The organism is Methylobacterium sp. Leaf118, from assembly GCF_920984675.1.
Classification (GTDB): Bacteria; Pseudomonadota; Alphaproteobacteria; order Rhizobiales; family Beijerinckiaceae; genus Methylobacterium.
This window is the reverse complement of record NZ_CAKLBV010000021.1, coordinates 34,575-57,580: the sequence shown is the minus strand read 5'-3', so window position 1 is coordinate 57,580 and position 23,006 is coordinate 34,575. Positions and strand designations below refer to the sequence as shown.

Annotated in this window: 22 protein-coding genes; 10 read left to right on the top strand and 12 right to left on the bottom strand. The window is 69.2% G+C overall.

The window, feature by feature from the left end; genetic code table 11:
* Positions 1-34 precede the first annotated feature (34 nt).
* Both LW587_RS11430 and LW587_RS11425 read left to right on the top strand, forming a co-directional pair.
* Positions 35-1,441, top strand: a complete 1,407-nt coding sequence (locus tag LW587_RS11430; RefSeq protein ID WP_232629740.1) for a TAXI family TRAP transporter solute-binding subunit — start codon at positions 35-37, stop codon at positions 1,439-1,441.
* Positions 1,442-1,831: 390 nt separating this feature from the next.
* Positions 1,832-3,190 carry an N-acetylmuramidase domain-containing protein gene (locus LW587_RS11425; protein WP_232629718.1) on the top strand — a complete coding sequence of 453 codons (1,359 nt, stop codon included), beginning with the start codon at positions 1,832-1,834 and terminating at the stop codon, positions 3,188-3,190.
* Positions 3,191-3,355: 165 nt separating this feature from the next.
* Here LW587_RS11425 and gorA read toward each other — a convergent pair whose 3' ends face one another.
* The 5 genes from gorA to LW587_RS11400 all read right to left on the bottom strand — a co-directional run bounded on the left by gorA (position 3,356) and on the right by LW587_RS11400 (position 8,018).
* Positions 3,356-4,741, bottom strand: coding sequence for a glutathione-disulfide reductase (gene gorA / locus LW587_RS11420; protein WP_232629717.1), 1,386 nt, complete (start codon positions 4,739-4,741; stop codon positions 3,356-3,358).
* Entirely contained in the window at positions 4,738-5,925 is a 1,188-nt protein-coding gene (locus tag LW587_RS11415; protein WP_232629739.1) for an O-antigen ligase family protein, read from the bottom strand. Before LW587_RS11415 ends, gorA begins: the two co-directional genes overlap by 4 nt.
* Positions 5,926-5,999: 74 nt before the next feature.
* A complete protein-coding gene (locus LW587_RS11410; RefSeq protein WP_232629716.1) occupies positions 6,000-6,578 on the bottom strand; it encodes a DUF2059 domain-containing protein in 579 nt (192 codons plus the stop codon).
* Between the two features lie 96 nt (positions 6,579-6,674).
* Positions 6,675-7,388, bottom strand: a complete 714-nt coding sequence (gene rpiA, locus LW587_RS11405) for a ribose-5-phosphate isomerase RpiA (protein ID WP_232629715.1) — start codon at positions 7,386-7,388, stop codon at positions 6,675-6,677.
* A gap of 120 nt (positions 7,389-7,508) precedes the next feature.
* Positions 7,509-8,018: a hypothetical protein gene (locus LW587_RS11400; protein WP_232629714.1), complete on the bottom strand. Its 510-nt coding sequence runs from the start codon at positions 8,016-8,018 to the stop codon at positions 7,509-7,511.
* A 242-nt stretch (positions 8,019-8,260) separates the two neighbouring features.
* Between LW587_RS11400 and gph the strand changes: the two genes are divergently transcribed.
* The 3 genes from gph to LW587_RS11385 all read left to right on the top strand — a co-directional run bounded on the left by gph (position 8,261) and on the right by LW587_RS11385 (position 10,267).
* A complete protein-coding gene (gene gph, locus LW587_RS11395; protein ID WP_232629713.1) occupies positions 8,261-8,971 on the top strand; it encodes a phosphoglycolate phosphatase in 711 nt (236 codons plus the stop codon).
* Between the two features lie 77 nt (positions 8,972-9,048).
* Positions 9,049-9,708, top strand: a complete 660-nt coding sequence (locus LW587_RS11390; RefSeq protein WP_232629712.1) for a hypothetical protein — start codon at positions 9,049-9,051, stop codon at positions 9,706-9,708.
* Between the two features lie 262 nt (positions 9,709-9,970).
* On the top strand, positions 9,971-10,267 hold the full coding sequence (locus LW587_RS11385; RefSeq protein ID WP_232629711.1) for a GCG_CRPN prefix-to-repeats domain-containing protein: 297 nt from the start codon (positions 9,971-9,973) through the stop codon (positions 10,265-10,267).
* Positions 10,268-10,352: 85 nt separating this feature from the next.
* On the opposite strand, the gene LW587_RS11380 is transcribed toward LW587_RS11385, so the two are convergent.
* Positions 10,353-11,594: an argininosuccinate synthase gene (locus LW587_RS11380; protein WP_232629710.1), complete on the bottom strand. Its 1,242-nt coding sequence runs from the start codon at positions 11,592-11,594 to the stop codon at positions 10,353-10,355.
* Between the two features lie 218 nt (positions 11,595-11,812).
* Between LW587_RS11380 and LW587_RS11375 the strand changes: the two genes are divergently transcribed.
* Positions 11,813-12,439 carry a 2-hydroxychromene-2-carboxylate isomerase gene (locus LW587_RS11375; RefSeq protein WP_232629709.1) on the top strand — a complete coding sequence of 209 codons (627 nt, stop codon included), beginning with the start codon at positions 11,813-11,815 and terminating at the stop codon, positions 12,437-12,439.
* A gap of 101 nt (positions 12,440-12,540) precedes the next feature.
* On the opposite strand, the gene LW587_RS11370 is transcribed toward LW587_RS11375, so the two are convergent.
* The 4 genes from LW587_RS11370 to LW587_RS11355 all read right to left on the bottom strand — a co-directional run bounded on the left by LW587_RS11370 (position 12,541) and on the right by LW587_RS11355 (position 16,245).
* A complete protein-coding gene (locus LW587_RS11370; protein ID WP_232629708.1) occupies positions 12,541-13,866 on the bottom strand; it encodes an MFS transporter in 1,326 nt (441 codons plus the stop codon).
* Between the two features lie 256 nt (positions 13,867-14,122).
* Positions 14,123-15,400 carry an MFS transporter gene (locus LW587_RS11365; protein WP_232629707.1) on the bottom strand — a complete coding sequence of 426 codons (1,278 nt, stop codon included), beginning with the start codon at positions 15,398-15,400 and terminating at the stop codon, positions 14,123-14,125.
* Positions 15,401-15,435: 35 nt separating this feature from the next.
* Positions 15,436-15,816, bottom strand: coding sequence for a tautomerase family protein (locus tag LW587_RS11360; protein WP_232629706.1), 381 nt, complete (start codon positions 15,814-15,816; stop codon positions 15,436-15,438).
* 12 nt (positions 15,817-15,828) lie between these two features.
* Positions 15,829-16,245 carry a MarR family winged helix-turn-helix transcriptional regulator gene (locus tag LW587_RS11355; protein WP_232629705.1) on the bottom strand — a complete coding sequence of 139 codons (417 nt, stop codon included), beginning with the start codon at positions 16,243-16,245 and terminating at the stop codon, positions 15,829-15,831.
* Positions 16,246-16,552: 307 nt separating this feature from the next.
* On the opposite strand from LW587_RS11355, the gene rlmH reads away from it, so the two are divergent.
* Genes rlmH through LW587_RS11340 form a run of 3 tightly spaced genes read left to right on the top strand, consistent with a single transcriptional unit; the run spans position 16,553 to position 19,766 of the window.
* On the top strand, positions 16,553-17,050 hold the full coding sequence (gene rlmH, locus LW587_RS11350; protein WP_232629704.1) for a 23S rRNA (pseudouridine(1915)-N(3))-methyltransferase RlmH: 498 nt from the start codon (positions 16,553-16,555) through the stop codon (positions 17,048-17,050).
* The gene (locus tag LW587_RS11345) at positions 17,047-18,444 is read left to right on the top strand and encodes a murein hydrolase activator EnvC family protein (RefSeq protein WP_232629703.1); all 1,398 of its coding nucleotides are present in this window, start codon (positions 17,047-17,049) and stop codon (positions 18,442-18,444) included. Before rlmH ends, LW587_RS11345 begins: the two co-directional genes overlap by 4 nt.
* Positions 18,444-19,766 (top strand): S41 family peptidase, encoded by a 1,323-nt coding sequence (locus tag LW587_RS11340; RefSeq protein ID WP_232629702.1) that lies wholly within the window; start codon positions 18,444-18,446, stop codon positions 19,764-19,766. The genes LW587_RS11345 and LW587_RS11340 overlap by 1 nt, the downstream gene beginning before the upstream one ends.
* 517 nt (positions 19,767-20,283) lie before the next feature.
* On the opposite strand, the gene LW587_RS11335 is transcribed toward LW587_RS11340, so the two are convergent.
* Together LW587_RS11335 and LW587_RS11330 are read right to left on the bottom strand one after the other, a co-directional pair.
* The gene (locus LW587_RS11335) at positions 20,284-21,060 is read right to left on the bottom strand and encodes an isocitrate lyase/PEP mutase family protein (RefSeq protein ID WP_232629701.1); all 777 of its coding nucleotides are present in this window, start codon (positions 21,058-21,060) and stop codon (positions 20,284-20,286) included.
* Between the two features lie 367 nt (positions 21,061-21,427).
* Complete coding sequence (locus LW587_RS11330) at positions 21,428-21,589, bottom strand: hypothetical protein (RefSeq protein WP_232629700.1); 162 nt, start codon at positions 21,587-21,589, stop codon at positions 21,428-21,430.
* 325 nt (positions 21,590-21,914) lie between these two features.
* On the opposite strand from LW587_RS11330, the gene LW587_RS11325 reads away from it, so the two are divergent.
* A complete protein-coding gene (locus tag LW587_RS11325; protein ID WP_232629699.1) occupies positions 21,915-22,988 on the top strand; it encodes a hypothetical protein in 1,074 nt (357 codons plus the stop codon).
* Positions 22,989-23,006 lie beyond the last annotated feature (18 nt).

The window sequence follows — 23,006 nt, the reverse complement described above, 5'->3', positions numbered from 1 at the left end:
GCGAGGCCTCCGCCTCCGCGCGGCGGCCGTCCTGATGCGGCGCGAGTGGCTGTTCGTGGCTCTGGCCCTCGGCTTCGCGGCCCTGGCCGGCCTCGTCGTGACCCTCTCGCGCCCCGCCGTGCTGACCGTCGCGGTCGGCCCCCGCGACGGCCCGGAGGCCGCGCTCCTCGATGCCTATGCCCGGGCGCTCGTGCGCAATCACGAGGACGTGCGGCTCCAGGTCATGCCGTTCCCGGACGTGCGGGACAGCGCCGAGGCCCTGCGGACGAACCGAGCGGATCTCGCCGTGGTGCGCCCCGACGTGCTGCTGCCGGATAACGGCCTGACCCTCGCCGTCCTGCACGACGAGGCGCTGATCGTCGCCGCCCCCGAGGCCGCCGAAATCGAGAGTTTTTCCGATCTCTCGACCCGTCGCCTCGGCGTCGTCCTGCGCCACGATGCCGACCTGCCGTTTCTCGCGAACCTCCTCGACTTCTACGACTTCAAGGCGGCCGCCGAGGGCGAGGGGGCGGGATCGGAGCCGCTGGCGCCGGGCCGCGTCGGGCTGGTGCCGCTCAAGGCGAACGAGGTCACCCAGGCCCTGGAGGCCAAGCGGGTCGATGCGGTCGCCGTGATCGCCTCGCCGACCGCCAAAGCGTCGCTCGCCATGCTGCGCGCCGTGGAGGCGGCCTCGACCGACCGGAAGGTGGCCTTCGTCAGCGTGCCGGACGGCAAGGCGATCACCCAAAGGCTGCCCGAATTGCAGGCCGTGACGCTCTCGGCCGGCACCTTCGGCGGACGGCCCAAGCGGCCGGAGGAGGATGTCGAGACGGTCGGCGTTTCCTACCGCCTCATGGCCCGCGGGACGGTGAACCGCTACGCCGTCGCCTCGGTGGTGCAGCACCTGTTCGAGTGGCGCTCGCGGCTCGCGGCGGTGGCGCCCATCGCCAACGCGATGAAGCCGCCGGACTACGACACCACCGTCACGGCCACCAGCGCGCGGCTGCCGAACCACCCCGGCGCCGTCGATTATTTCGAGCGCGAACAGCAGACCTTCCTCGACCGCTACGAGGACTGGATCTACCTGCTCGCCTTCTTCGGCGGCACCATCGGCTCGGGCGTGGCGTGGCTCGGCCAGCGGCTCGCCCGCAAGCGGCGCGAGCGCATCGACATCGTGCTCGACCGCCTGCTCGACATCCTGGCCGAGGCCCGTTCGGCGCATTCGGTGGAGGCCCTCGACGCGCTGACCCGCGAGACCGACGCCCTCATCGCCGATGTGGTCCGCCACGCCCGCGAACGCACCATCGACAGCCGCATGATCTCGGCGCTGATCCTCGCCATCGACGCGGTGAACGGGGCGCTGGACGACGGCCGGCGCGGGATGGATCCGAGCGGGGAGACGGCCGGCGGGCGAAGCCGCACGGCCCGCCTGCTGTCGCTGAGTCTGCCGGCGGCGGAGTAGGCTCCGAGCCGAGAGTCCCGTCCGTTCGATCATGCCAGTGGCCGAGTATGGCTATGCTTACTCGCGAAAAGGCTAGGTCGATCCCGTGAAAGGGTTGAGGTTTGCAGTTTTTATGAGCTTACGGGTGCGAATTGCAATGAAATTTCCAATAAGCATATCAGTTCGCAGAATGAATTTCTTGATTTTGCCGAGCATGTCTATAATTTTTAAGAAAATTGTAAAACTAATTATTATAAATTTGTGAGTTAGTCTAACGAGGCCCCACAATAGTTGCTTATCATGTGGGCAGCAAAATAATTTATAATGATCCAGAAAATTTAGATTGACGATAAGCCGATTATTGATAGATAATGATTCTCGATACTGATATTATTGAATTTGTGGGGCTTCATGTCTGTCTCTGCGCAGTTTAATAACTTTATAGGAAAAGCAAAGCGTCTAGAGGATGGTGATATTCCATGGATAGGTGCTGCAATCGGTGTTGGTGAGGATGAGTTGAGGGCGTTTATCGATGTTGAATCGAGAGGGCAAGGATTCGACGCCCAGAATAGACCAACAATACTGTTCGAGCCCCATTTATTTTGGAGGAATCTGCCCGGCCACAAGCGCGATCGGGCCGCAAAAGAAAATCTGGCAGCTCCGCGATGGGGCATGATTCGATACGGAAAATATTCTGAGCAATACAGAAGGCTAGAGGCTGCCATCGAAATTGACGTTGAGGCCGGTTTGAAATCAGCCTCGTGGGGTTTGTGTCAAGTCATTGGTAGTAACCATCGCATGGTCGGTTACGACACTGTGGAAGAATTCGTTAAGGCGATAATGGATGATGAAGAGAGTCATCTAAAGGCATGTGTCGAATTTTTAAAATCTTCAGGCATCGATGATGATTTGAGAGCAAGGCGCTGGGAAGTTGTTGCTAGAGTCTACAACGGTCCGGCTTATAAGAGAAATGGCTATGACATAAAGCTTAAGAGGCGTTACGAATATTGGAGATCTCAACCAGACTCAGTGAAATCGAGCGGAGTAGAAATAAGAAATCCGATAAATATTGTGGAGCAAGGGCTGGATGCTGAAAGGCGCGCAAATTCAAATCCGGTTCTTCTCAGCACATTTTCGAATGATGAGGTCAAGCAGATACAAATTAGATTAAGGGCTCTTAAATATTTTGAGGTTGGGAAGGCCGATGGGCTATGGGGGACAAGAACTATTGGTGCTATCGCCGCATTTCAAGCGAATGAGGGCCTGCCGATCACCGTAAATAAAACACCCATGCTCGATCCGGAGACTCGGCAGCGCCTCACAACCGCTCAAGAGCGTGAAGTTAATTACAAGCGCCAGACAAGCCGTGCGCATGATATTAGAAGTCAAGGATCAATAGCAATTGCCCGAGCAGATCAAATTAATCTTGCCCAATGGGGGCAGATTGTACTAGCCGTATTGGAATGTGTCGTTCTTGCCTACAAAAGTTTTCCAGATCAGAATATCGGGATCTATGGCGGACTGTTGACTATGTTTGGGAGTCCTATCTGGTTAGTTCCGTTGGTTCAATTTGCCATTGCTCTTTATACACGATTGAAATCTAATAGTGTAATTGTGGCGCGCGTGAATGCTGAAAGATCGGGTCTTCACAATGGCGAGCCAGGCCCATCGCGGACTCCTCCAAATGAGTTTCCGCCCACGATCAATCAGGGGCTCGGCATCGAGCGCCGAAGTCCATCGGTCTTTGGGTTGTTGCTTGGTCCACGTTGATTGGTGAAAATAACGCATTGCGTATTATACGACTCTGGCAGAGCGTCGGGTCGACTGAACGGTTTCTGTCCCTAGTCATGAAGGATATATGCTTGGTGGCTGACTGCGATCGAAGTGAAGTGGCCGCACTGCCTCTTTCAGCGCTCGTTCAATCGAGTCCTAATCCTACCCCACCCCGGCCGGATGCTTCACCACGAAGGGCGTGCGCAGGGTCACCAGCTCCTCGCCGAGCGTCGGATGCACGGCGATGGTGCGGTCGAAATCGGCCTTGGTGGCGCCCATCGTCACCGCGATGCCGACAGCCTGGATGATCTCGCCGGCATCCGGCCCCATCACGTGGACGCCGACCACCCGGTCGCTCGCCCGCTCCACGATCACCTTCATGATCACGCGTTCGTCGCGGCCCGAGAGCGTCGCCTTCATCGGGCGGAAGCTCGCCTTGTAGACGTCGATAGCGTCGTAGCAGCCGCGGGCCACGTCCTCGTTATGGCCGATCACGCCGATCTCCGGCGTCGAGAACACGGCGGTGGCGATCAGCCGGTGGTCGACGCACCAGGGCTTGCCGCCGAACACCGTGTCGGCGAAGGCGTGGCCCTCGCGGATCGCCACCGGCGTCAGCGCGGCCCGGCCGGTCACATCCCCGACGGCGTAGATGGACGGCACGCAGGTGCGCGAATCCGGCTCCACGGGAATGGCTCCGCTCGCGTCGAGGGTGATGCCGACCGCCTCGAGGCCGAGGCCCGCGACGTTCGGGCGCCGGCCGGTCGCCACCAGCACGCCATCGACGGTCAGGCTCGCGCCGCCGCTGAGGGTCGCCCGGATGGCGCCGCCGTCCCGCTCCAGGCGCTCGACGGTGCATCCCAGGCGCAGGTCCATCCGCTGGCCATAGGCCTCGCCGAGGGCCGCTGCGATCTCCGGATCGAAGCCGCGCAGCAGGCTCGGCCCCCGGTGAAGCAGGGTGGTCTTCGAGCCCAGCGCGGCAAACACGCCCGCGAACTCGACGGCGATGTAGCCGCCGCCCACCACGAGGATGCGCTCGGGCTGGGTCTCCAGTTCGAACACGCCGTTCGAATCGATGGCGAGTTCGGCCCCGGGGATCAGCGGCTCGCGCACCGGGCTGGCCCCGACGGCGATCAGGATGACCCGCGCCCGCACCCGCGTGCCGGAGCCGACGAGGCGGACCGTGTGCGGGTCCTCGATGACGGCGCGCTCGGCCACCAGGGTGACGCCGGCCGCGCCGAGATTGCGACCGTAGATGCCCTCCAGCCGGGCGACCTCGGCGTCGCGGGCGGTCTTGAGCGCGGCCCAATCGAAGCGGGGGCGCTCCAGGCGCCAGCCGAAGCCGGCCGCATCCTCGAACTCGTCGGCGAAGCGGCCAGCATAGACCATCAGCTTCTTGGGCACGCAGCCGCGGATCACGCAGGTGCCGCCGACGCGATACTCTTCCGCCAGCATCACCCGCGCGCCGTGGCTGGCCGCGATGCGGGCCGCCCGCACCCCGCCCGAGCCGCCGCCAATCACGAACAGGTCGACGTCGAAGGTCTCGCTCATCGCACACTCCCGCTGACGCTCGGCTGGCTCGTGGCCGGGGCCGGACGGTCCGCTTCTCTGGGCCGCAGGGTGCAGGCCACCTTCAGCCATGCGAGGGCGGCGCCGCAGCCCGCGGTCCACCAGCCCTGCCACGCCCCGTGCTCGACGAACATCACCGCCACCGCCGTTCCGAGCAGCCCGAGCGCAACGGCGCATTGCCGGCGCGGCAGGGCGGCGGCGGCCCGCACGACGAGAAACCCGATCAGGGCGCCCAGGATCGCGCCGACGAGGCCGAGTTCGGACCAGATCTGCAGGAAACTGTTATGCGGGTGGCCCACCCCCAGCATCACGTGCATCTCCGGCCCCAGGGACTGGGCCGCCGGCACCTCCGCGAAGCGCGCGCCGGTGCCGTAGCCGGAGCCGATCCAGGGCGCCGCCCGCACCGCCGCCCCGAAGCTCTGGGCGATGGCGACCCGGGCCCGCGACGAACTCTGGATCAGCCGCTCGTGCGCCGCCTCAGGCATGACGCGGTGGAGGAGATCGCCCTCCACCGGGGAGAGCGCGAAGGCGAGGGCCAGGACCGCGCCCGCCACCGACACGCCGACGCGCTTCGGCAGCAGCCGCGCGACCAGGAACAGGAGGAGCCCGGCCAGGAGGCCCAGGGCGGCGGCGCCGCTGATCGAGCGCAGGATCGCCACCGCGCAGACCCCGAGGAGCGCCAGGGCGGCGAGGCGCTGGCCCCGCAGGGCCAGCACGGCGGCGAGGGGCCCGGCGATCAGCACCACGGTCAGCAGCGACCGGTTGAACATGTAGAGGGCGGTGCGCTGCCCCAGGGCCTGCTGCGGCGCGAGGTCGAGGGCGAGGCTCGCCATGATGAAGAGGCAGGCGCCCGCGAGCAGGCCCGCGGCGAGGGGCGGCCCCCAGGCCGGCATCCGGGCGGGGGCGAGGCGGGCGACCCCGTAGGCCCCGGCCACGGTCACCGCGAATTCCGACAAAACCTGACCGGACAGGGCCGGGAACGGGCTCCAGGCGAAGGAGACGAGGCACCAGCCGAGGAAGGCGAGCCCGGCCGCGCCGAGGGGCGTGGTCAGCGGGCGCAGCAGGGCGCCGGCCGCCCCGGTTCCGCGCTCGGTCACGGCGCCCGCGAGGAACAGCAGCGCCGCGATTGCGATCACCAGCGGGCTCGACCGGTTGGCGAGGGCCATCGCCGGCGGGACCAGCGCCAGCGCGACCGTTCCGGCCGCGTCGAAGCGCGCCGCCGCCCGTGCCCGCCGCGCGCTCACTGGAGGGAGTGGCCGCGCTTGCCCATCTCGGCCCGCGTGCGGACCATGATGTATTCGGAGACCTCCTGGGTCCAGTCCTGCATGGCGCCGACCATGTCGTCGAGCACCTGGGGCTGGGTCTCGACGTAGCGCTGGCCCGCGGGCGAGCGGAAGAAGACGACGACCTCGTTGAGCTCGGCCTCGCTCAGGCGCTTGGCGTAGATCCGCGAGGCGACCTCGATCAGGCGGTTCTTCTGGAGCGCCATCTCGGGCTCCAGGCTCTTGAGCACCTCGTCGAGGTCCTTGGCGAGATCGGGCCGCGTCACCGCGTTCTTGCGGATCTGGTCGGCCATGGCCGGCATGATCGTGTCGAACGAGCGGCCGATGCCCGAACTCAGCATCACTTCCCGGGCGAGCGCGAGATGGGAGGGCGTGATGGTGGGCTCGGCCGGCGCCTGCGGTGCGGGCGTGCCGGGCTTGGCGGTCGGCTTTTGCGCGGGAGCCGGCGTGCCGGGCTTCGGGGCTTGCGCGAGGGCGCTCTGCGGCGCGGCCGCCGCGAGGAGGAGGCCGGCGAGCACGGCGAGACGGGGCAGCATGGGGAACGGGCTCCGAGGGGCTGTGCGAAGGATTTGGCGAAGGGTTTGGCGAAGGGCCTAAGCGACGGGCGTTGGGCGAAGGGCGTTGGGCGGGCGTTACAGGGCGCCGAGGACGGTGACGACGGCCTCCTCGCCCCGGGCCTCGGCGAGGATCGCCGCTCCGGCGATGCCGAGGAACAGGCCGTGCTCGACCACGCCGGGCACCGCCCAGAGTCGGGCCGAGAGGCCTTCCGGATCGGGGATGGCTCCGAGATGGGCGTCGAGGAGAGCGTGGCCGCCATCGGTGACAAGGGGCGCGCCCGCCGCGTCGCGCCGGCGGGTGAGGGAGCGGCCGGCGCAGCCGCTTTCGGCCAGCGCGGTCTCGACCGCGCGCCAGGTCGCGCCGAGGCCGAAACGGTTGACCTCGATCGGGAGCGGGAAGGCGCCGAGCGTCTCGACGCGCTTGGCCGCGTCGGCGATCACCACCATGCGCCGGCTCGCCATCGCGACGATCTTCTCGCGCAACAGCGCGGCGCCGCCGCCCTTGATCAGCCGCAGCTGCCCGTCGACCTCGTCGGTGCCGTCGATGGTCAGGTCGAGTTCGGGCAACTCGTCGAGGGTCGCGAGGCGGATGCCCTCGCGCTCGCAGGCGATCCGCGTCGCCTCCGAGGTCGGCACGCCGACGATGTCGAGGCCCGCCCGGACCCGTTCCCCGAGCAGCAGGATGAAGGCGGCCGCGGTCGAGCCCGTGCCGATGCCGAGCCGCATGCCGGGCTCGACCAACGTGAGGGCACGGGCGGCTGCCGCCCGACGCAGGTCCGGTCCGCTCACGTCAGGGTCTCCGGGATCGGGTTCATCGGCTGCATCGCACCGGCTCGCGCGAAGGACGGGCAGGCCCCTAGCACGCCGCGTCGCCGCTGCGAAAGTCGGAGCGGGCCCCGGCGGGGCCGTTCAGGGCCGCGCGCCCGGGCCGCCCTGCGGCGGGGTGGCGCTGGGGCCGGCCCGGCCGGGCGCGGGGCCGGTGGCGGCGGCGCCCGCGCCGCTCGCGGTACCGGCGGGCGGCGGGCCGGCCTGCTCGGTGCAGACGACGAGCTCCTGGCGGATCTGGACGTAGCAGGCGCTCATTGCGCCGGTGCGATGGTTGATCCGGTAGATGCCCGATTCGCGGGCGTGCCGGGAGGCGATCAGCCCGTAGGCGCCCGGATTCTGCGGCCCGGCGCCCTCGCCCGCGGCGAAGCAGAGGGTGACGCCGACGCTGTCGTCGCGCAGGCCGTATTGGCAGGAGGTGACCTCGCCGGTGGCCCGGTCGATTCGGTAGATCCGGTTGAGATCGACGGCGGGCGCCGCGACGAACTCGTACGCCCCCTCCGCGCGGGCGCCGCCGGGAGCGAAGGCGAGAACTGCCAGGAGGGCGAGGCCCGACAGGCGGGCGAGGGAGAAGACCGGGATCAGGCTCGGCATCGATCTCATCGGGGCGCGCGGGGTGAGCAACGGGGAAAGCGGGGAGAAGTCGACTCGTGTCGGGGATCGTCGCGGCGCGATCAAGCGCCCCGTCCATGGCAGAGCTTGGGCAGAGGCGGGTTTTTCCAGCCCGGCACGAAAGCAACAGCGGGCCGCGCGCTAACGCTCGGTCAACCGCCGGGGTTGATCGTCTCGGAGACGACCGCTAGCCAGCTTGACAATTGCTCCGATCCGGGACGCCGATGACTGTTCTTCCCCCCATCGCCGTATTCGATCTCGACGGCACCCTCGCCGAGACCGCGGGCGACCTGATCGGCACCCTCAACGTCATCCTGGCGCGCGAGGGCCATGCGCCCCTGCCGCTGGATCAGGCCCGCGACCTCCTGGGCGCGGGGGCCCGTGCGCTGATCCAGCGGGGCTTCGCCGCCGCGGGGGCCCCGCTGTCGCCGGAGCATCTGGAAACCCTGTTCGACGACTTCCTGGACCATTACGGCGCCCACCTGACCGACCATTCCCACCTCTTTCCCGGCGCCGTCGCGGCCCTCGACCGGCTGGAGGCCGAGGGCTTCCGCCTCGCGGTCTGCACCAACAAGGTCGAATCCCACGCGGTGGCGCTGCTCGAGGCCCTCGGCGTGCGGCGGCGCTTCCCCGTCATCGTCGGCAAGGACACCTTCGCGTTCTCCAAACCCGATCCGCGCCACATCACCGCGACGATCGCCCGCGCCGGGGGCGACCCGTCCCGCGCCGTGATGGTCGGCGATTCCCGGGCCGACGTGGCCGCCGCGAAGGCCGCCGGCATCCCGGTGGTCGGCGTCACCTTCGGCTACACGCCGGTGCCGATGCGCGACCTCGGACCCGACTGGGTGATCGACCATTTCGACGAATTGTGGGAGGCGGTGGCGGCCCTCGTGCCGCACGCCTTTCCCCGCGTCGCCGTGAAGCCGGCCGCCTGAATCTCGCGCTTGCGCCGGGCCGGCGCGTGGGCCACTGAGCCGCGACCGGGACGCCCGGTCGACCGCGAGAGGACTGGATGAGCGACCCGACCCCCTTCGAGCTGACGCTGGAGCGCATCGCGCTGATCCGTCGGATGGTGGTCGCCTGGAACGGCACCGAGGCCGGTGCGCCGATGATCCATCCGGACGCCCCCTATGGCAGTCCGGACCGGGACGACGACATCGCCAACGTCACCGGCGACGACGAAGGGACCGAAGAGGAACACCGCGCCCTCGGCGACGCCCTCGCGGTGTTCCTGCAGAGCGCGGTGCTCAAGCCCGGGCGCTACCAGTACCACAACCCCCTGGCCAAGCTCGAACCGTCCGGCACCTTCGACGTGTTCCGCGACGACGCTACCGGCGAGACCCCCGAGCACATCACCTTCGAGATCACGGAGGAGCACCTGCGGCTCCTGCCCCGCCTCAGCCTCGAATGGAACGAGGATGAGGGCGTGCCGGCCGTCGATCCGAAACGGCCCTACGGCCAGATGACCTGGTACACGGTCGAGATGGCGGCCCATCTCGGCGAGCCGCCGCCGAAGGATGCGGACGGCCGGGCGATCCTGAGCGATGCTGAGGAGGAGCGCCTGATGCGGCTCCACCGCGAGATGCAGCCGGCGATGCAGATCTTCCTGCGCTACGCCGATCTCGGGCCGGGCTTCTTTCGCCTGGGCGCGGCGGGCTGGCAGCCGGCCTGAGCCGAGACGGCGCTCCCCGACCTCCATCGCTGTCCGCCCGCCGGCACCACGGCGCGGCGGCGGCCGAGGCGCTGGCGCCACAGGCCCGGCCGCGTGCGGACCGTACCGGTATGGACTGTCTGGAGGTTTTCAGTACAGCTATACCGATCGTCGGCATCCGGATTGAAGCCTCACCTTGGCTGTCGAGCATTAAAACTTCGTCATCTTGCAACGATCCGCGTTCGCTCCGGCTTTTTGAGGATCTTCGGCATGGACGAAGAAGATGCGATTGGAATTCGTCGGCGCCGCTCTCCTCGCACTGGGCACCCTGGCCGGAACGGCGGGTGTGGCTGAGGCGGCTCAGGGCTGCGGACCGGGCTTCCACCGAGGCTATGACGGCGGGTGCAAGCCGAGCTGGCGGCCCTACGCCTCCCGTCCGGTCTATCTCGCCCGGCCGGTCGTCCACGGCTACGGCGGGCGCCGTCCGTGGGGCTGGCGCCACGCGGGCTGGCACCGTCCCGGGGGCTGGGGCCACCGCCCCTGGGGGTGGCGTCACGCCGGCTGGCATCACCGCTGGTAACGAAAGAAGGGGCCGGCACCCGGGTGCCGGCCCCTCGGGCTGTCGCTCTCTCGGCGCCGCTTCGCCCGCGGCGCCGGCAGGGCCGTCAGCCCTCGCGCTTCTTGCGCTGCGCCAGGGTCCGCAGGCGCAGGGCGTTGAGCTTGATGAAGCCCGCCGCGTCGCGGTGATCGTAGGCGACGGCGCCTTCCTCGAAGGTCACGAGATCCTGATCGTACAGGGAGTGCGGGCTCGTCCGGCCGATGACGTGGACGCCGCCCTTGTAGAGCTTGAGCTGCACCGTGCCGGTGACCTTCTCCTGGCTCTTGTCGATCAAAGCCTGGAGCATCTCGCGCTCGGGGGAGAACCAGAAGCCGTTGTAGATCAGCTCCGCGTATTGCGGCATCAGCTGATCCTTGAGATGGGCCGCGCCGCGATCCAGCGTGATCGACTCGATGGCCCGGTGGGCCGGCAGCAGGATGGTGCCGCCGGGCGTCTCGTACATGCCGCGGCTCTTCATGCCGACGAAGCGGTTCTCGACGAGGTCGAGCCGCCCGATGCCGTTGGCGCGGCCGAGTTCGTTGAGCCGGGCCAGCAGGGCCGCGGGCGAGAGCGCTTCCCCGTCGATCGAGACGGCGTCGCCCCGCTCGAAGCCGATGGTGACGACCGTCGGCTGATCGGGCGCCTCCTCAGGCGAGAGGGTGCGGGAATAGACGTAGTCTGGCACCTCGACCGCCGGGTCCTCCAGCACCTTGCCCTCCGAGGAGGCGTGCAGGAGGTTGGCATCGACCGAGAACGGGCTCTCGCCGCGCTTGTCCTTGGCGATCGGGATCTGGTGCTCCTCGGCGAAGGCGATGAGCTGCTCGCGCGAGCGCAGGTCCCACTCGCGCCAGGGAGCGATCACGGTCACGTCGGGCTTGAGGGCGTAGTAGCCGAGTTCGAACCGGACCTGATCGTTGCCCTTGCCGGTGGCGCCGTGGCAGACCGCGTCGGCCCCGACCCGTTCGGCGATCTCGATCTGCTTCTTGGCGATGAGCGGACGGGCGATGGAGGTGCCGAGCAGATAGACGCCCTCGTAGACCGCGTTGGCCCGGAACATCGGGAACACGTAATCGCGGACGAATTCCTCGCGCAGATCCTCGATAAAAATGTTTTCCGGCTTGATCCCGAGGAGCTCGGCCTTGCGGCGGGCCGGCTCCAACTCCTCGCCCTGGCCGAGATCGGCCGTGAAGGTGACGACCTCGCAGCCGTAGGTGGTCTGCAGCCACTTGAGGATAATCGAGGTATCCAGCCCGCCCGAATAGGCGAGCACGACCTTCCTGACGGCTTTGTTCGGGCTGGCGTCGGACATGGGCGAGGGCTCTGGTAAGGGCTTCGATGGCGGCATCGGTGCGCGAAACCGGTTCGGGGCGGCTTATCAGGAGGCCGGAGCGGCGCGCAACCGTGACGCTGCGGTTCGGTTGTTAGGGGGCGGCCCGCCTCTTGCGGCGCGGTGGCGCCTTGCGGTCGATCGGGCCGCGGGGGACGATGACCGACACGCCGACCATCATGACGCGGAAAGGGTAGGGAATGACGCGGCGGCCGACCCTGGAGTTCTGGTACGAGTTCGCGTCGACCTACTCCTATCTGGCGGCCATGCGCGTCGAGGCCCTGGCGGAAGCCGGCGGGGTCGAGATCCGCTGGCGCCCGTTCCTGCTGGGGCCGATCTTCGCCACCCAGGGCTGGAACAACTCGCCGTTCAACCTCTACCCGGTGAAGGGCCGCAACATGTGGCGCGACGTCGACCGCGAGGCCGCCCGGTTCGGCCTGCCGCCCGTGACCCGGCCGAACCCCTTCCCACAGAACTCGCTCTCGGCGACGCGCGCGGCCACCTACGGCGCCGATCAGGACTGGCTCATCCCCTTCACCAAGGCGGTGTTCACGGCCGCCTACGCCCGGGGCGAATCCGTCGCCGAACCGACGGCGGTCGCCCGGATCCTCGACGGGCTCGGCCTCGACGGCACGGCGATCAACCGGGCCGCTTCCTCGGAAGCCAACAAGGGCCGCCTCAAGGTGGCGGGCGAGGAGGCCCGCTCGCGGGGGATCTACGGCGCGCCGAGCTTCCTCGCCGAGGACGGCGAGTTGTTCTGGGGCAACGACCGCCTGGAGCAGGCGCTGGCCTGGGCCGCGGGCGATCGGCCGGCGGGCCTGCGGTAGGGCATCGTCCCAGATCTCGGATCCGCGGGGTTCCTCTCGAGCCTCTGGCCGCATCGTCGGCTATTCCGCGCTCTCGACCCGTCGGGCCGCTGCGCGATCGCTCACGCCGGCTCCGATGGACGCGTCAGGTCGCGCCCGCGCGTCTCGGGCAGGAAGAAGGCCGCGATCGTGCCGACGAGGCTGAAGGCGGCGAGGTAATAGGCCGGCACCATCCGGTCGCCGGTCGCGGCGATCAGCCAATTCACGAGGTAGTTCGTGCTGCCGCCGAACACCGAGACCGACACCGCGTAAACGATCGACAGTCCCGCCGAGCGCACGGCCCGGGGCAGGGATTCGGGGATCGCGACGATGATCGCTGCCGCGTTGATCGAGGACAGGGCTGAGAGCAGGAAGGTGACGGCATAGACCGCCGGGGCTCCGGGCTCGCGCAGCAGCCACGCGAAGGCCGGGAGCGCCAGCGCGAGGATCAGGGCGCGGGGCCAGATCAGGACCGGGCGCCGGCCCCAGCGGTCGGCGAGCCATCCCCCGAGCAGCGGGAAGGCGACCGAGGCGAGGCCCAGCGCGATCGGCACGGCATTGGCCGCGGTCTCCGATAGGCCGAGGGTCGCGCCCGCATAGACCGGCATGTTGGTGCCGATGGCGTTGGAGACGGTGGAGGCGGCGAAGACCAGGAAGGCGAGCCCGAGCAGGCGTCCGTGCTCGCGCAGGAGCCGGACCACCACCGCGCCGGTGGAGGCGGCCGCTTGCGGATCGTGATCGGCACCGGCCGTCTCGGGCAGGTGGCTGCGGATCACGAGGCCGACCGGCACCACGAGCAGGCCGAGGCCGAACATCAGGCGCCAGCCCCATTCCGCCATCGCGGCGTCCCCCAGGCCGAGCGTGAGGCCGGTGGCAACGAGGCCCGCGAACAGGGCGGCGCAGCCCTGGCTCGCGATCTGCCAGCTCGCCACGAAGCCGCGTCTTTCCGGCGGGGCGGCCTCGATGAGGTAGGCGGTCGAGGGGCCGACCTCGCCGCCGAGCGCCAGCCCCTGGATCAGGCGCCCGGCGATGACGATGCCCTGGGCCCAGCCGCCGAGCACGGCGGTGCCGGGGCAGGCCGCCAGCATCAGCATGCCGAGCGCCATCAGGCCGATGGTCAGCAGCATGGCCGGCTTGCGCCCGGCCCGGTCGGCGAAGGCGCCGATCACCACGCCGCCGACGGGGCGCATCACGTAGCCGATGCCGAACAGGGCGAGGGAGGCGAGCAGGCTGTCGGTGGGGCTGCCGCCGGGAAAGAAGGTGTCGCCGATCGCCTTGGCGAAGAAGGCGTAGATCGTGAAGTCGTAGAATTCGAGGGCGTTGCCGAGGACGACGGCGCCGACCGCCTTGCGGTCGAGGCGGGTCGGCGCCGCCGGCACGGTGGCCTGCGCGCTGTGGTGGAGGCTCATCCGTGTCCTTCCCTACGGTCCCCGCGGGACCGGTGCCGGTGCCGGCGGGCGAGGCTCGCAGGTAGAACGGCCGGGCCGTTCGGACAGCGCAGGTCCGGCCCCGGAAGGCCGTGCGGCCGGCACAAGGGCGTCACGGTTCCGCGAGGCGCGGCGCCGCGCCGGTCCGACGGGCGGTTGCCGAGCGACCGTCTCCGCATTCCCAGTCCGGCAGGCCTCGGCGCAGGCGCGAGGGCCCCGAGGGGGATCGGCGACCGGCTCACGCGGTCGCGGGCGCAGCCTCCGGTGGCCGCGACCCGATGAAGAGGGCCATCATCGTCGCGGCGAGGCACAGGAAACCGGCGGCGAGAAACGCCGAATGGTAATCGCCCGTGTTGGTGCGCATCGTGCCGGCCGCCCAGGCGGCGGAGGCGGCGCCGATCTGGTGGGCGGCGGCGATCCAGCCGAACATGAGCGCCGCATTCTCCTCCCCGAACGCCTTGCCGGCGAGGCTCACGGTCGGCGGGACGGTGGCGATCCAGTCGAGTCCGTAGAAGACCGCGAACAGCGACAGCCCGTAGACGGAGTGGTCGAAGGCGGCGGGCAGGAACATCAGCGAGAGCCCGCGCAGGCCGTAATACCACGCCAGCAGCCGGCGCGGGTCGTAGCGGTCGGTGAGCCAGCCCGAGGCCGTGGTGCCGAGGAGGTCGCACAGCCCCATCAGTGCGAGCATGCTCGCCGCGGCGACCTCGGGGATGCCGTGATCGACGCAGGCCGGGATCAGGTGGGTGCCGACGAGCCCGTTGGTGGAGGCGCCGCAGATGAAGAAGGTTCCGGACAGGAGCCAGAAGTCGCGGGAGCGCAGCCCCATGGCGAGGCCCTGGAGAGCGCGCCGAGCCGGGTTGATGCCCGATTGCGGCGTCGGCGCCACCCGGTCCTCGCCGACCCGCGCCAGGCCGAGATCGGACGGGTGGTCGCGCATCAGCCACGCCACCAGAGGCACCAGGGCGAGCGCCGCGAGGGCCACGGTGATCGACACCGCACGCCACCCCTGGCCGACGACGAGGCTCGCCAGCAGCGGCAGGAACACGAGCTGGCCCGTGGCGGCGCTCGCGGTGAGCAGGCCGACCACGAGGCCGCGATGGCGCACGAACCAGCGCGAGGCGATGGTGGCGCCGAGCACGTTGGCCACCATGCCGGTGCCGGCGCCGACCACGACGCCCCAGAGCAGCACCATCTGCCAGACCTCGCGCATCAGCGTGGTCGCGGCGGTGCCGGCCGACACCACCACGAGCGTGACGCAGACCGAGCGGCGCAGGCCGAACCGCTCGATGATCGCCACCGCGAAGGGGCCGATCATGCCGTAGAGGAAGATGTTGACCGCGATGGCGAAGCTGATTGTCGCGGTGCTCCAGCCGAATTCCCGCTCCCAGGGCACGATCAGGATGCCCGGCGTCGCCCGCACGCCCGCGCCGATCAGGAGGATCAGGAAGGTCACGCCCGCGACGATCCAGCCGTAATGCAGGCGCGCGGGCGCGGGGGGCGTGGGGGAGAGCATGAGCCCGCTTTCGGTCGGTGGGGGAGAGCGGGTGCTCAGGCGTATTGCGCGTCGCCGTTGCCGAAGGACCAGTTCTCCTTGGGCACTTCGACGAGGCTGATGAACACGTCCTCCCGGCGCAGGCCCAGCCGCGCGTGGAGCCCGTCGGCGACCGCCCGGTAGAAGGCAGTCTTCAACGCGACGCTGCGCCCGGCGTTCAGCGTCACCTGGATCGCGATGGCCTCGGCGCTCCGTTCGATGCCGAGATAGGTCGGATCGATGATGAGGCCGTCCGGCCCGTGCTCGGCGATGACCTGGAAGCGGTCGTTCTCCGGCACGTTGAGGGTCGCCCGCATCGCTTCGTAGACGATGTCGCCGACAGCGCGGCGGTCATCCGGCGACTGGCCTCGGGGCAGGTCGATACGCACGAACGGCATGGAAGGCTCCTGTCAGGGACGGTCGAGGGTGGCGAGGCGGCCGGTGATGTCGGCGACGACGGTGGAGGGCAGAGCTGCCTCGATCCGCGCCTGGGCCTCCCGCCACAGCGGCACCGCCGCGACGAGGGCGTCCCGACCCGCCTCGGTGAGACTGGCGACGCGCTCGCGCTGGTCGGCGGCATTGACCGTGAGCCGCACGAACCCGCGCCGCTCCAGCGGATCGAGGTTGCGGCCCATGGTGGAGCGATCGAGCACGGCTTCCGTCGCGAGGCGCGTCACCGGCATGGGGCCCAGGCGCTCGAGCATGCGCAGGATCGAGAATTGCGTGACCCGCAGACCCGCCGGCCGCAGGGCCGCATCGTAGGTCGCGGTGAGCGCACGGGTCGCGCGGCGCAGCGTCGAGCACAGGCAGGGCGGGTCTGCGGCCATAGTGCGGGTATATACCCTTTTCTCGGCCTGTCCAGCACCGCATCCGGCCCCGCCCACGCCGGATCGGGGGGAACCCGGAGCCGAGGCCTCGTCACCCACCCTCATGACTCGTGCAAGACCCCCGCGGCTCCCTGGCGCCTGCCGGGGAAACCGGCGGCGATCCGGTGTTTTGCCAGGCACTCTCGACGCCCGAACCGACCTCCCCGCCGACGGGGAGGCTTCTCACAGGCACGCGGCGAGGGGAGGAAGGCGGCGGGCGATCGTGCTATCGGTCGCGCCCCGAAACATCCGGACCGGCCCTCACCCCGTGCGTCTCCTCGTCGTCGCCGTCGGCCGCCTGAAGAACGGGCCGGAGCGGGAGCTCGCCGCCCGCTACCGGGAGCGCGCCGCCGCGCTGGGGCGGGGCCTCGGCGTGTCGGCCTGCGACCTGACGGAGATCCCGGAATCCCGCGCCCGGCGCTCCGCCGACCGGGTCGCCGAGGAGGCGGAGGCGATCCTCGCCCTCGTGCCGGCGGAAGCGGCCCTGCTCGCCTGCGACGAGCGCGGGCGTTCCGACTGGCCGAGCGAGCGCCTCGCGGCCCGGGTGGGGGCGTGGCGGGATGACGGCCGCCCCGCCCTCGTCCTCGCGATCGGCGGGGCCGACGGCCTTCACGAGCGCGTGCGCGGCCGGGCCGACCACATTCTCGCCTTCGGAGCCGCGACATTGCCGCACGGCCTGGTGCGCGTGCTCGTCCTGGAGCAGGCCTATCGGGTGCTGACCATCCTGGCGGGTCACCCCTATCACCGGGGCGATCCGGATTCATGAGGCCCCGCGTGACGATCCCCACACGGCCGGCGCGCATCCTGGCCATCCTCGCGTGCCTCGCCGCCGCAGGACCGGCCGCCCTCGCGCAGGAATCCGGCCAGGGGGCTGGCCAAGGGGCCGGCCAGGGCGCCGGCAGCGCCGAGGCCCTGCGGCAGGCGCAGGAGGAGCGCGACCGCCGCGCCCAGAACCTGCGTCAGATCGAGGAGGCGCTCGCGGCGAGTGCGGGCAGCCGCAAGGCGCTGGAGGCCGAGATCGCGGCGATCGGCTCGGACCGGACCAAGCTCAGCGCCGCCCTGCTCGATGCCGGCCGACAGGCCCAGGCCACCGAGGACCGCCTGAACCGGCTGGAGGAGCGACTGAAGGCGCTGACCGAGAGCGACGGGGCGATCCGCAAGTCCCTGGAGGCGCGCCGCGCCGTCATCGCCGAGATCCTGGCCGCGCTCCAGCGCATGGGCCGGCGCCCGCCGCCAGCGGTGCTGGTGCGGCCCGAGGACGTCCTCGCGGCGATCCGCACCTCCATGCTCCTCGGCGCTGTGGTGCCGGAGCTGCGCGGCGAGGCCGAGACCCTGGCGGGCGATCTCAGCGAGCTGGTCCGCGTCCGGGGCCTCATCGCCGCCGACCGCGAGGCCCTGCGCAAGGACCTGTCCGGTTGGGCCACCGAGCGCCAGCGCCTCGACGGCCTGATCGCGGCCCGCCGCACCCGGCAGGCGCAGATCGAGACCGACCTCACCACCGAGCGCCAGCGGAGCGCCGAACTCGGCACCCAGGCGAAAAGCCTGAAGGATCTCGTCGACCGGATGGAGGGCGAGGTGTCCGCCGTCCGCCGCGCCGAGGACGAGGCCCGGGCCGCCCAGGAGCGCGAGGCCCGCGTGATCCAGGAGAAGTTCGCCGCCGCCGGCGCCCGCGATCCGGCCCGTCTCGCCCCGAAGGTGAAGTTCGCCGAAGCCCGGGGCGACCTGCCCCGGCCCGTCAGCGGAACGCTGACCCGCGGCTTCGGCCAGCCCGACGGCCAGGGGGGCACCACCCGCGGCATCTCGCTGCGGACCCGGTCGCGGGCGATCGTTTCCTCTCCGGCCGATGGCTGGGTTTCGTTCGCCGGACCCTTCCGCTCCTACGGCCGTCTCTTGATCATCAATGCGGGCGACGGCTACTATCTCTTGTTGGCGGGCATGGACCAGATCAACGTCGAGGTCGGCCAGTTCGTACTGGCGGGCGAGCCGGTGGCTGCTATGGGCGAGGGTGGCAGCTCCGGTGGCGTGTCGCAGGCCAGTGCGTCACAGAGGGACGATGATCGGAACGATCCCGTCCTGTACGTCGAGTTCAGGAAAGACGGCGGCTCCATCGATCCGGAGCCGTGGTGGGCGAGAAGTTCCAGCGAGAAGGTTCGCGGATAATGCGCAAAGTGTCCCTCGTGTTGCTCGGCGCGGCCCTCGGCATCGGCGCCTCGGCCTTGTCGACCCAGACCCAACTCCTCTCCGGTACGAGCGCCATCGCGGCCTCCGCCGAGACCTATCGCCAGCTCAGCCTCTTCGGTGACGTGTTCGAAAAGGTGCGCACCGACTACGTCGAGAAGCCCGAGGAATCGAAGCTGATCGAGTCGGCGGTCAACGGCATGCTGACCTCCCTCGACCCGCATTCGAGCTACATGGACGGCAAGGCCTTCCGTGACATGCAGACCCAGACGAAGGGCGAGTTCGGCGGGCTCGGCATCGAGGTCACGATGGAGGATGGCCTGATCAAGGTCGTCTCGCCCATCGACGACACCCCGGCCTCCAAGGCGGGCTTGCTCGCCAACGACATCATCACCCAGATCGACGACGAGCAGGTGCAGGGCCTCACCCTGAACCAGGCCGTCGACAAGATGCGTGGCCCGGTGAACTCCGCGGTGCGCCTCAAGATCACCCGCAAGGAGGCCAAGGACCCGATCGACGTCTCGCTCACCCGCGACGTCATCAAGATCCGTCCGGTGCGCTCCAAGGTCGAGGGCGGCGATGTCGGCTACGTGCGCCTGACCCAGTTCAACGAGCAGACCTTCGAGGGCCTGAAGACCGCCATCGACAAGCTCCAGACCGAGATCGGCCCCGACAAGCTCAAGGGCTTCGTCCTCGACATGCGCAACAACCCGGGCGGCCTGCTCGATCAGGCCGTGATGGTGTCCGACGCCTTCCTCGACCGGGGCGAGATCGTCTCGACCCGCGGACGCAACCCCGACGAGACCCAGCGCTTCTCGGCCAAGGCGGGCGATCTCGCCAAGGGCAAGCCGATCGTGGTGCTGGTGAACGGCGGCGCGGCCTCGGCCTCCGAGATCGTGGCCGGCGCCCTCCAGGATCACAAGCGCGCGACCATCATGGGCACGCGCTCCTTCGGCAAGGGCTCGGTCCAGTCGATTATCCCGCTCGGCGGCCAGGGCGCGCTGCGGCTGACCACCGCGCGCTACTACACGCCGTCGGGCCGCTCGATCCAGGCCAAGGGCATCGAGCCGGATCAGGAGGTGCTGCAGGAGGTCCCGGACGAGCTGAAGGGCAAGGACGAGACCAAGGGCGAGGCCGGCCTGAAGGGTCACCTGAAGCAGAAGGACACCGAGGAGCGCGGCGGTTCCTCGGCCTACATCCCGCCGGACCCGGCCAAGGACAAGCAGCTCATCGCCGCGGTCGACTTCCTGCACGGCATCCAGAAGGGTGCGGCCAACGTCACGAAGCCGGCCACGCAGAACTGACCCAGCCTCGCCGGCCCATGGCCGGCGGATGCGGGGCCGAGGCGGCGAGCGATCGGTCGCGGCCTAAGGGGATGAAATTTCGAGGCACCCACCGCTTTCGAGCGGCGAGTGCCTCGTTTCGTCTGAAGGGGTGGGAAGCCCGGGTCCGGCTCGCCCTATCGATCGCGACTTGTCGCCCGGCCTCGACACAGGACGTCATACCAAATCCGGTTGATCCCTTCGGGATGGCGGATTTGGGCTTCGCTCAAACGCCGCGCGGGCTTGCCTGAGACGGGCGTTGGCTCGACGGCTCTCCCGGACGCCGCGCGCTCCTCACTTCCACCGGTCCGCTTCCGACGGACGAAGGGCACGGGAGGCCGAGTGCTCCCGGTCAGGGCACCCACCACACGGCGTTCATGCCCTTGCGCACCAAGACCCGTGAATGATGGGACCCCTCGCCTGACAGACGCTCCGGCTCCGGCCGTCCCGTGTTCCGCGATGGGGTCGATGGGCCCAAAAACCTTTCCCTTCGCGACCTTCAGGGGCCATCGCCCAATTCGTAGCGCCTCAAACTCTGCGCCGCGGTATCGAACGCCGCCCAGGTCTTGCGAGCGAGGCTTCCCCCCACGCTGCACCGACGGACCCCGCATTCGGCGAACGCCCGGATGCCCGCGTCGTACTGGTGCACGACGACGTTGACCGGCTTCGGGGCCACCGCCGCGACGAGTTCCGCGACGGCCCCGTGATCGCGGAGGAAGGGCACGAACAGGCAGTCGGCGCCGGCCTCCGCATAGGCGACGGCGCGGGCGATGTTGGCACCGACCGACATGTCGGGGACACGGAAGTTCTCGTTGCGACCGACGAGCATCACGGCCGGATCGATGGCGTCGATGGCACGGCGCGCGGCAGCGATCCGTTCGACGGCGTGCTCCGTCGCGTATATCGCGGTTCCGGACCAATCCTGGATCGACAGGGCGGCGACACCCGTGTCGACCGCGAGCGCGACGTTCCGTGCCACATCCTCCGGACGGTCGGCGAAGCCGTTCTCGAAATCCGCGTTGACCGGCAGATCGGTGCTGGCCACCAGCATCCTCAGGTGGTCGAGGATGGCCTCCAGGCCGAGGTCCCCATCCTCCTGGCCGGCGGCCCAGGCCGCACCCGCACTCGTCGAGGCGATGGCCTTGAAGCCGAGCTTGGCAAGCCGCACCGCGCTGCCGCCATCCCAGGCATTGGGCAGGAGGAAGAAGCCGCTTTCGTGGAGGCTGCGAAACGCCCTCCGCTTCGACGCCGTGGTGGCCATGGCGTGGTCCATCATCGTCAGGCCCTGACCTCGTCCCGCCGTCGGCGCTGCGGCCCGGCCTCGTCGACGTTCGAGGGCGCGAGCCAGGCGGTCAACCCGGTTGAGAGCCGGGGCCAGTCAGGGCCGAGGATCGAAAACCAAGCCGTGTCCCGGCTCTCGCCCTTCACCAACCCTGTGGTGGCGAATGGCTCGATCGATGACCTTCAATCCGACGTGTGGCGTCCATTCGACCGGAAGCTCCAAACGGCCGAGTTGCGAACGTCCGCTGTCTGGCCGTGCCCAAAGCCCGCTGACGATCCCTTGCCCAGCTTCCGATGCCGGGTCCGGTGGTCCCTCGCGCGCGGCGGATCGAGGAGATTTGCGGGCCTCCACCTCCCTGGCCTCAGGCGTGGCCGTTCAGCCCGACCCCAATCATCGCCAGCCCGACGACCAAGGCGAGGCCGCCTGCGGTCTCCATCCGGGCGGTCCAAGTCGGAAAACGGGCGGCGTTCGCCGCGAGGGCGGCGCCGCCGGTCAGGCAGACGAGGCTGGTGAGGGCGGTCATCCGTTCTCCGGGAGCATACGACGAAGCGGGCCCCTCGGACCGATGGGGCGTCGTCCCCACCGTCACCCACAGGCCCTTCGAAGCTCCTAACGCCGGGACGTCCCTCGGGGGCCTCCCCACAGCCCCCGCTTTCCACAGGAGGATGACCGGACGGCAATGCTGCAGTGCAAGGAAAGCGAGGGAGCGCGGCGCGCCCGCCTGCACCCACAGCTTGCGGTCTTCGTTAACCAACAGGTAATATCCGTCAACAAAGCCTTAGCGACATGGGTCGGGTTTTGTTAAGTTTTCTTCGAACTACGGCTCTTCCTTCCGATCCGGCGGCACCATGACCAACGTGTCCAACATTTGGGTGCGATCTCCCGCTGTGCTTGCGAGCGCGGCTGGTTTTCTCCTTCTCGGGACGGGGGCGGCGAGCGCCCATGTCAAATGGTTCTGCGCCTTCGACGTGGCCGGTCAGCCCCGGGGCCTGGAACAGGTCCTGTGTACGGATTTCGAATGGCTGACCGGCCTGGCGATCCTGTGCCTGATGTTCGGCTGCCTCGCCGAGGGCACGCCCCTCGGCACCGCGCTGCTGAACAGCCTCGACCGGGTGACGGCGCGCCTGCGCCAGGACACCAGCCTGATCGTCCGCGTTGTGGTCGGCTTCTTCCTGATCTCGGTGTGGAACCTCGGCGGCATCATCCTGACGCCGGAACTCAAGACCGACGCGGCCTGGATCCCGTGGCTCCAGCTCGCCATGGCCGGCGGCCTCATCTGGAAGCGCACCCTGCCGCTCACGGCGCTCGGCATCGTCTTCCTGTTCGGCTTCGCGGTGTGGCATTACGGCGCCTTCCACCTGGCCGATTACCCGGTCTTCCTCGGAGTCGCCGCCTATCTCGCCCTCACCGGGCTCGACCGCACCCTGTTCGGCTACCGTCCGATCGATGTGGTGCGGGTCACCGCCGCCGTCACGCTGATGTGGGCCTCGGTCGAGAAATGGGCCTATCCCCACTGGACCGACCCGCTGCTCGCCGCCAAGCCCAGCATGACGATGGGCGCGACGCCCGAGCTGTTCATGCAGGCCGCGGGCGTCATCGAGTTTACCCTGGCCTTCGCCCTGATCTGGACGCCGCTGGTGCGCCGCGCCTCGGCCATCATCCTGGCGGCGGTCTTCATCTCGGCGATCTTCGAATTCGGCAAGGTCGACGCGATCGGCCACTCGGGCATCATCGCGGTGCTGATCGCCATCGCCGCCGACGATGCCCGGGCCCCCGCCACCCGCCGGGACGTCGTGCTGGCGCCCGTCTACTATGCCAGCGCGCTGATGACGTTCCTCGGGGTCTACTACCTCGCCCACAGCCTGCTCTACGGCGACCTCTACGGAGCCGCCGCGGCGCTCGCCACCGTACCGACGATCTGACCGTTCCTGTGCGGCCAG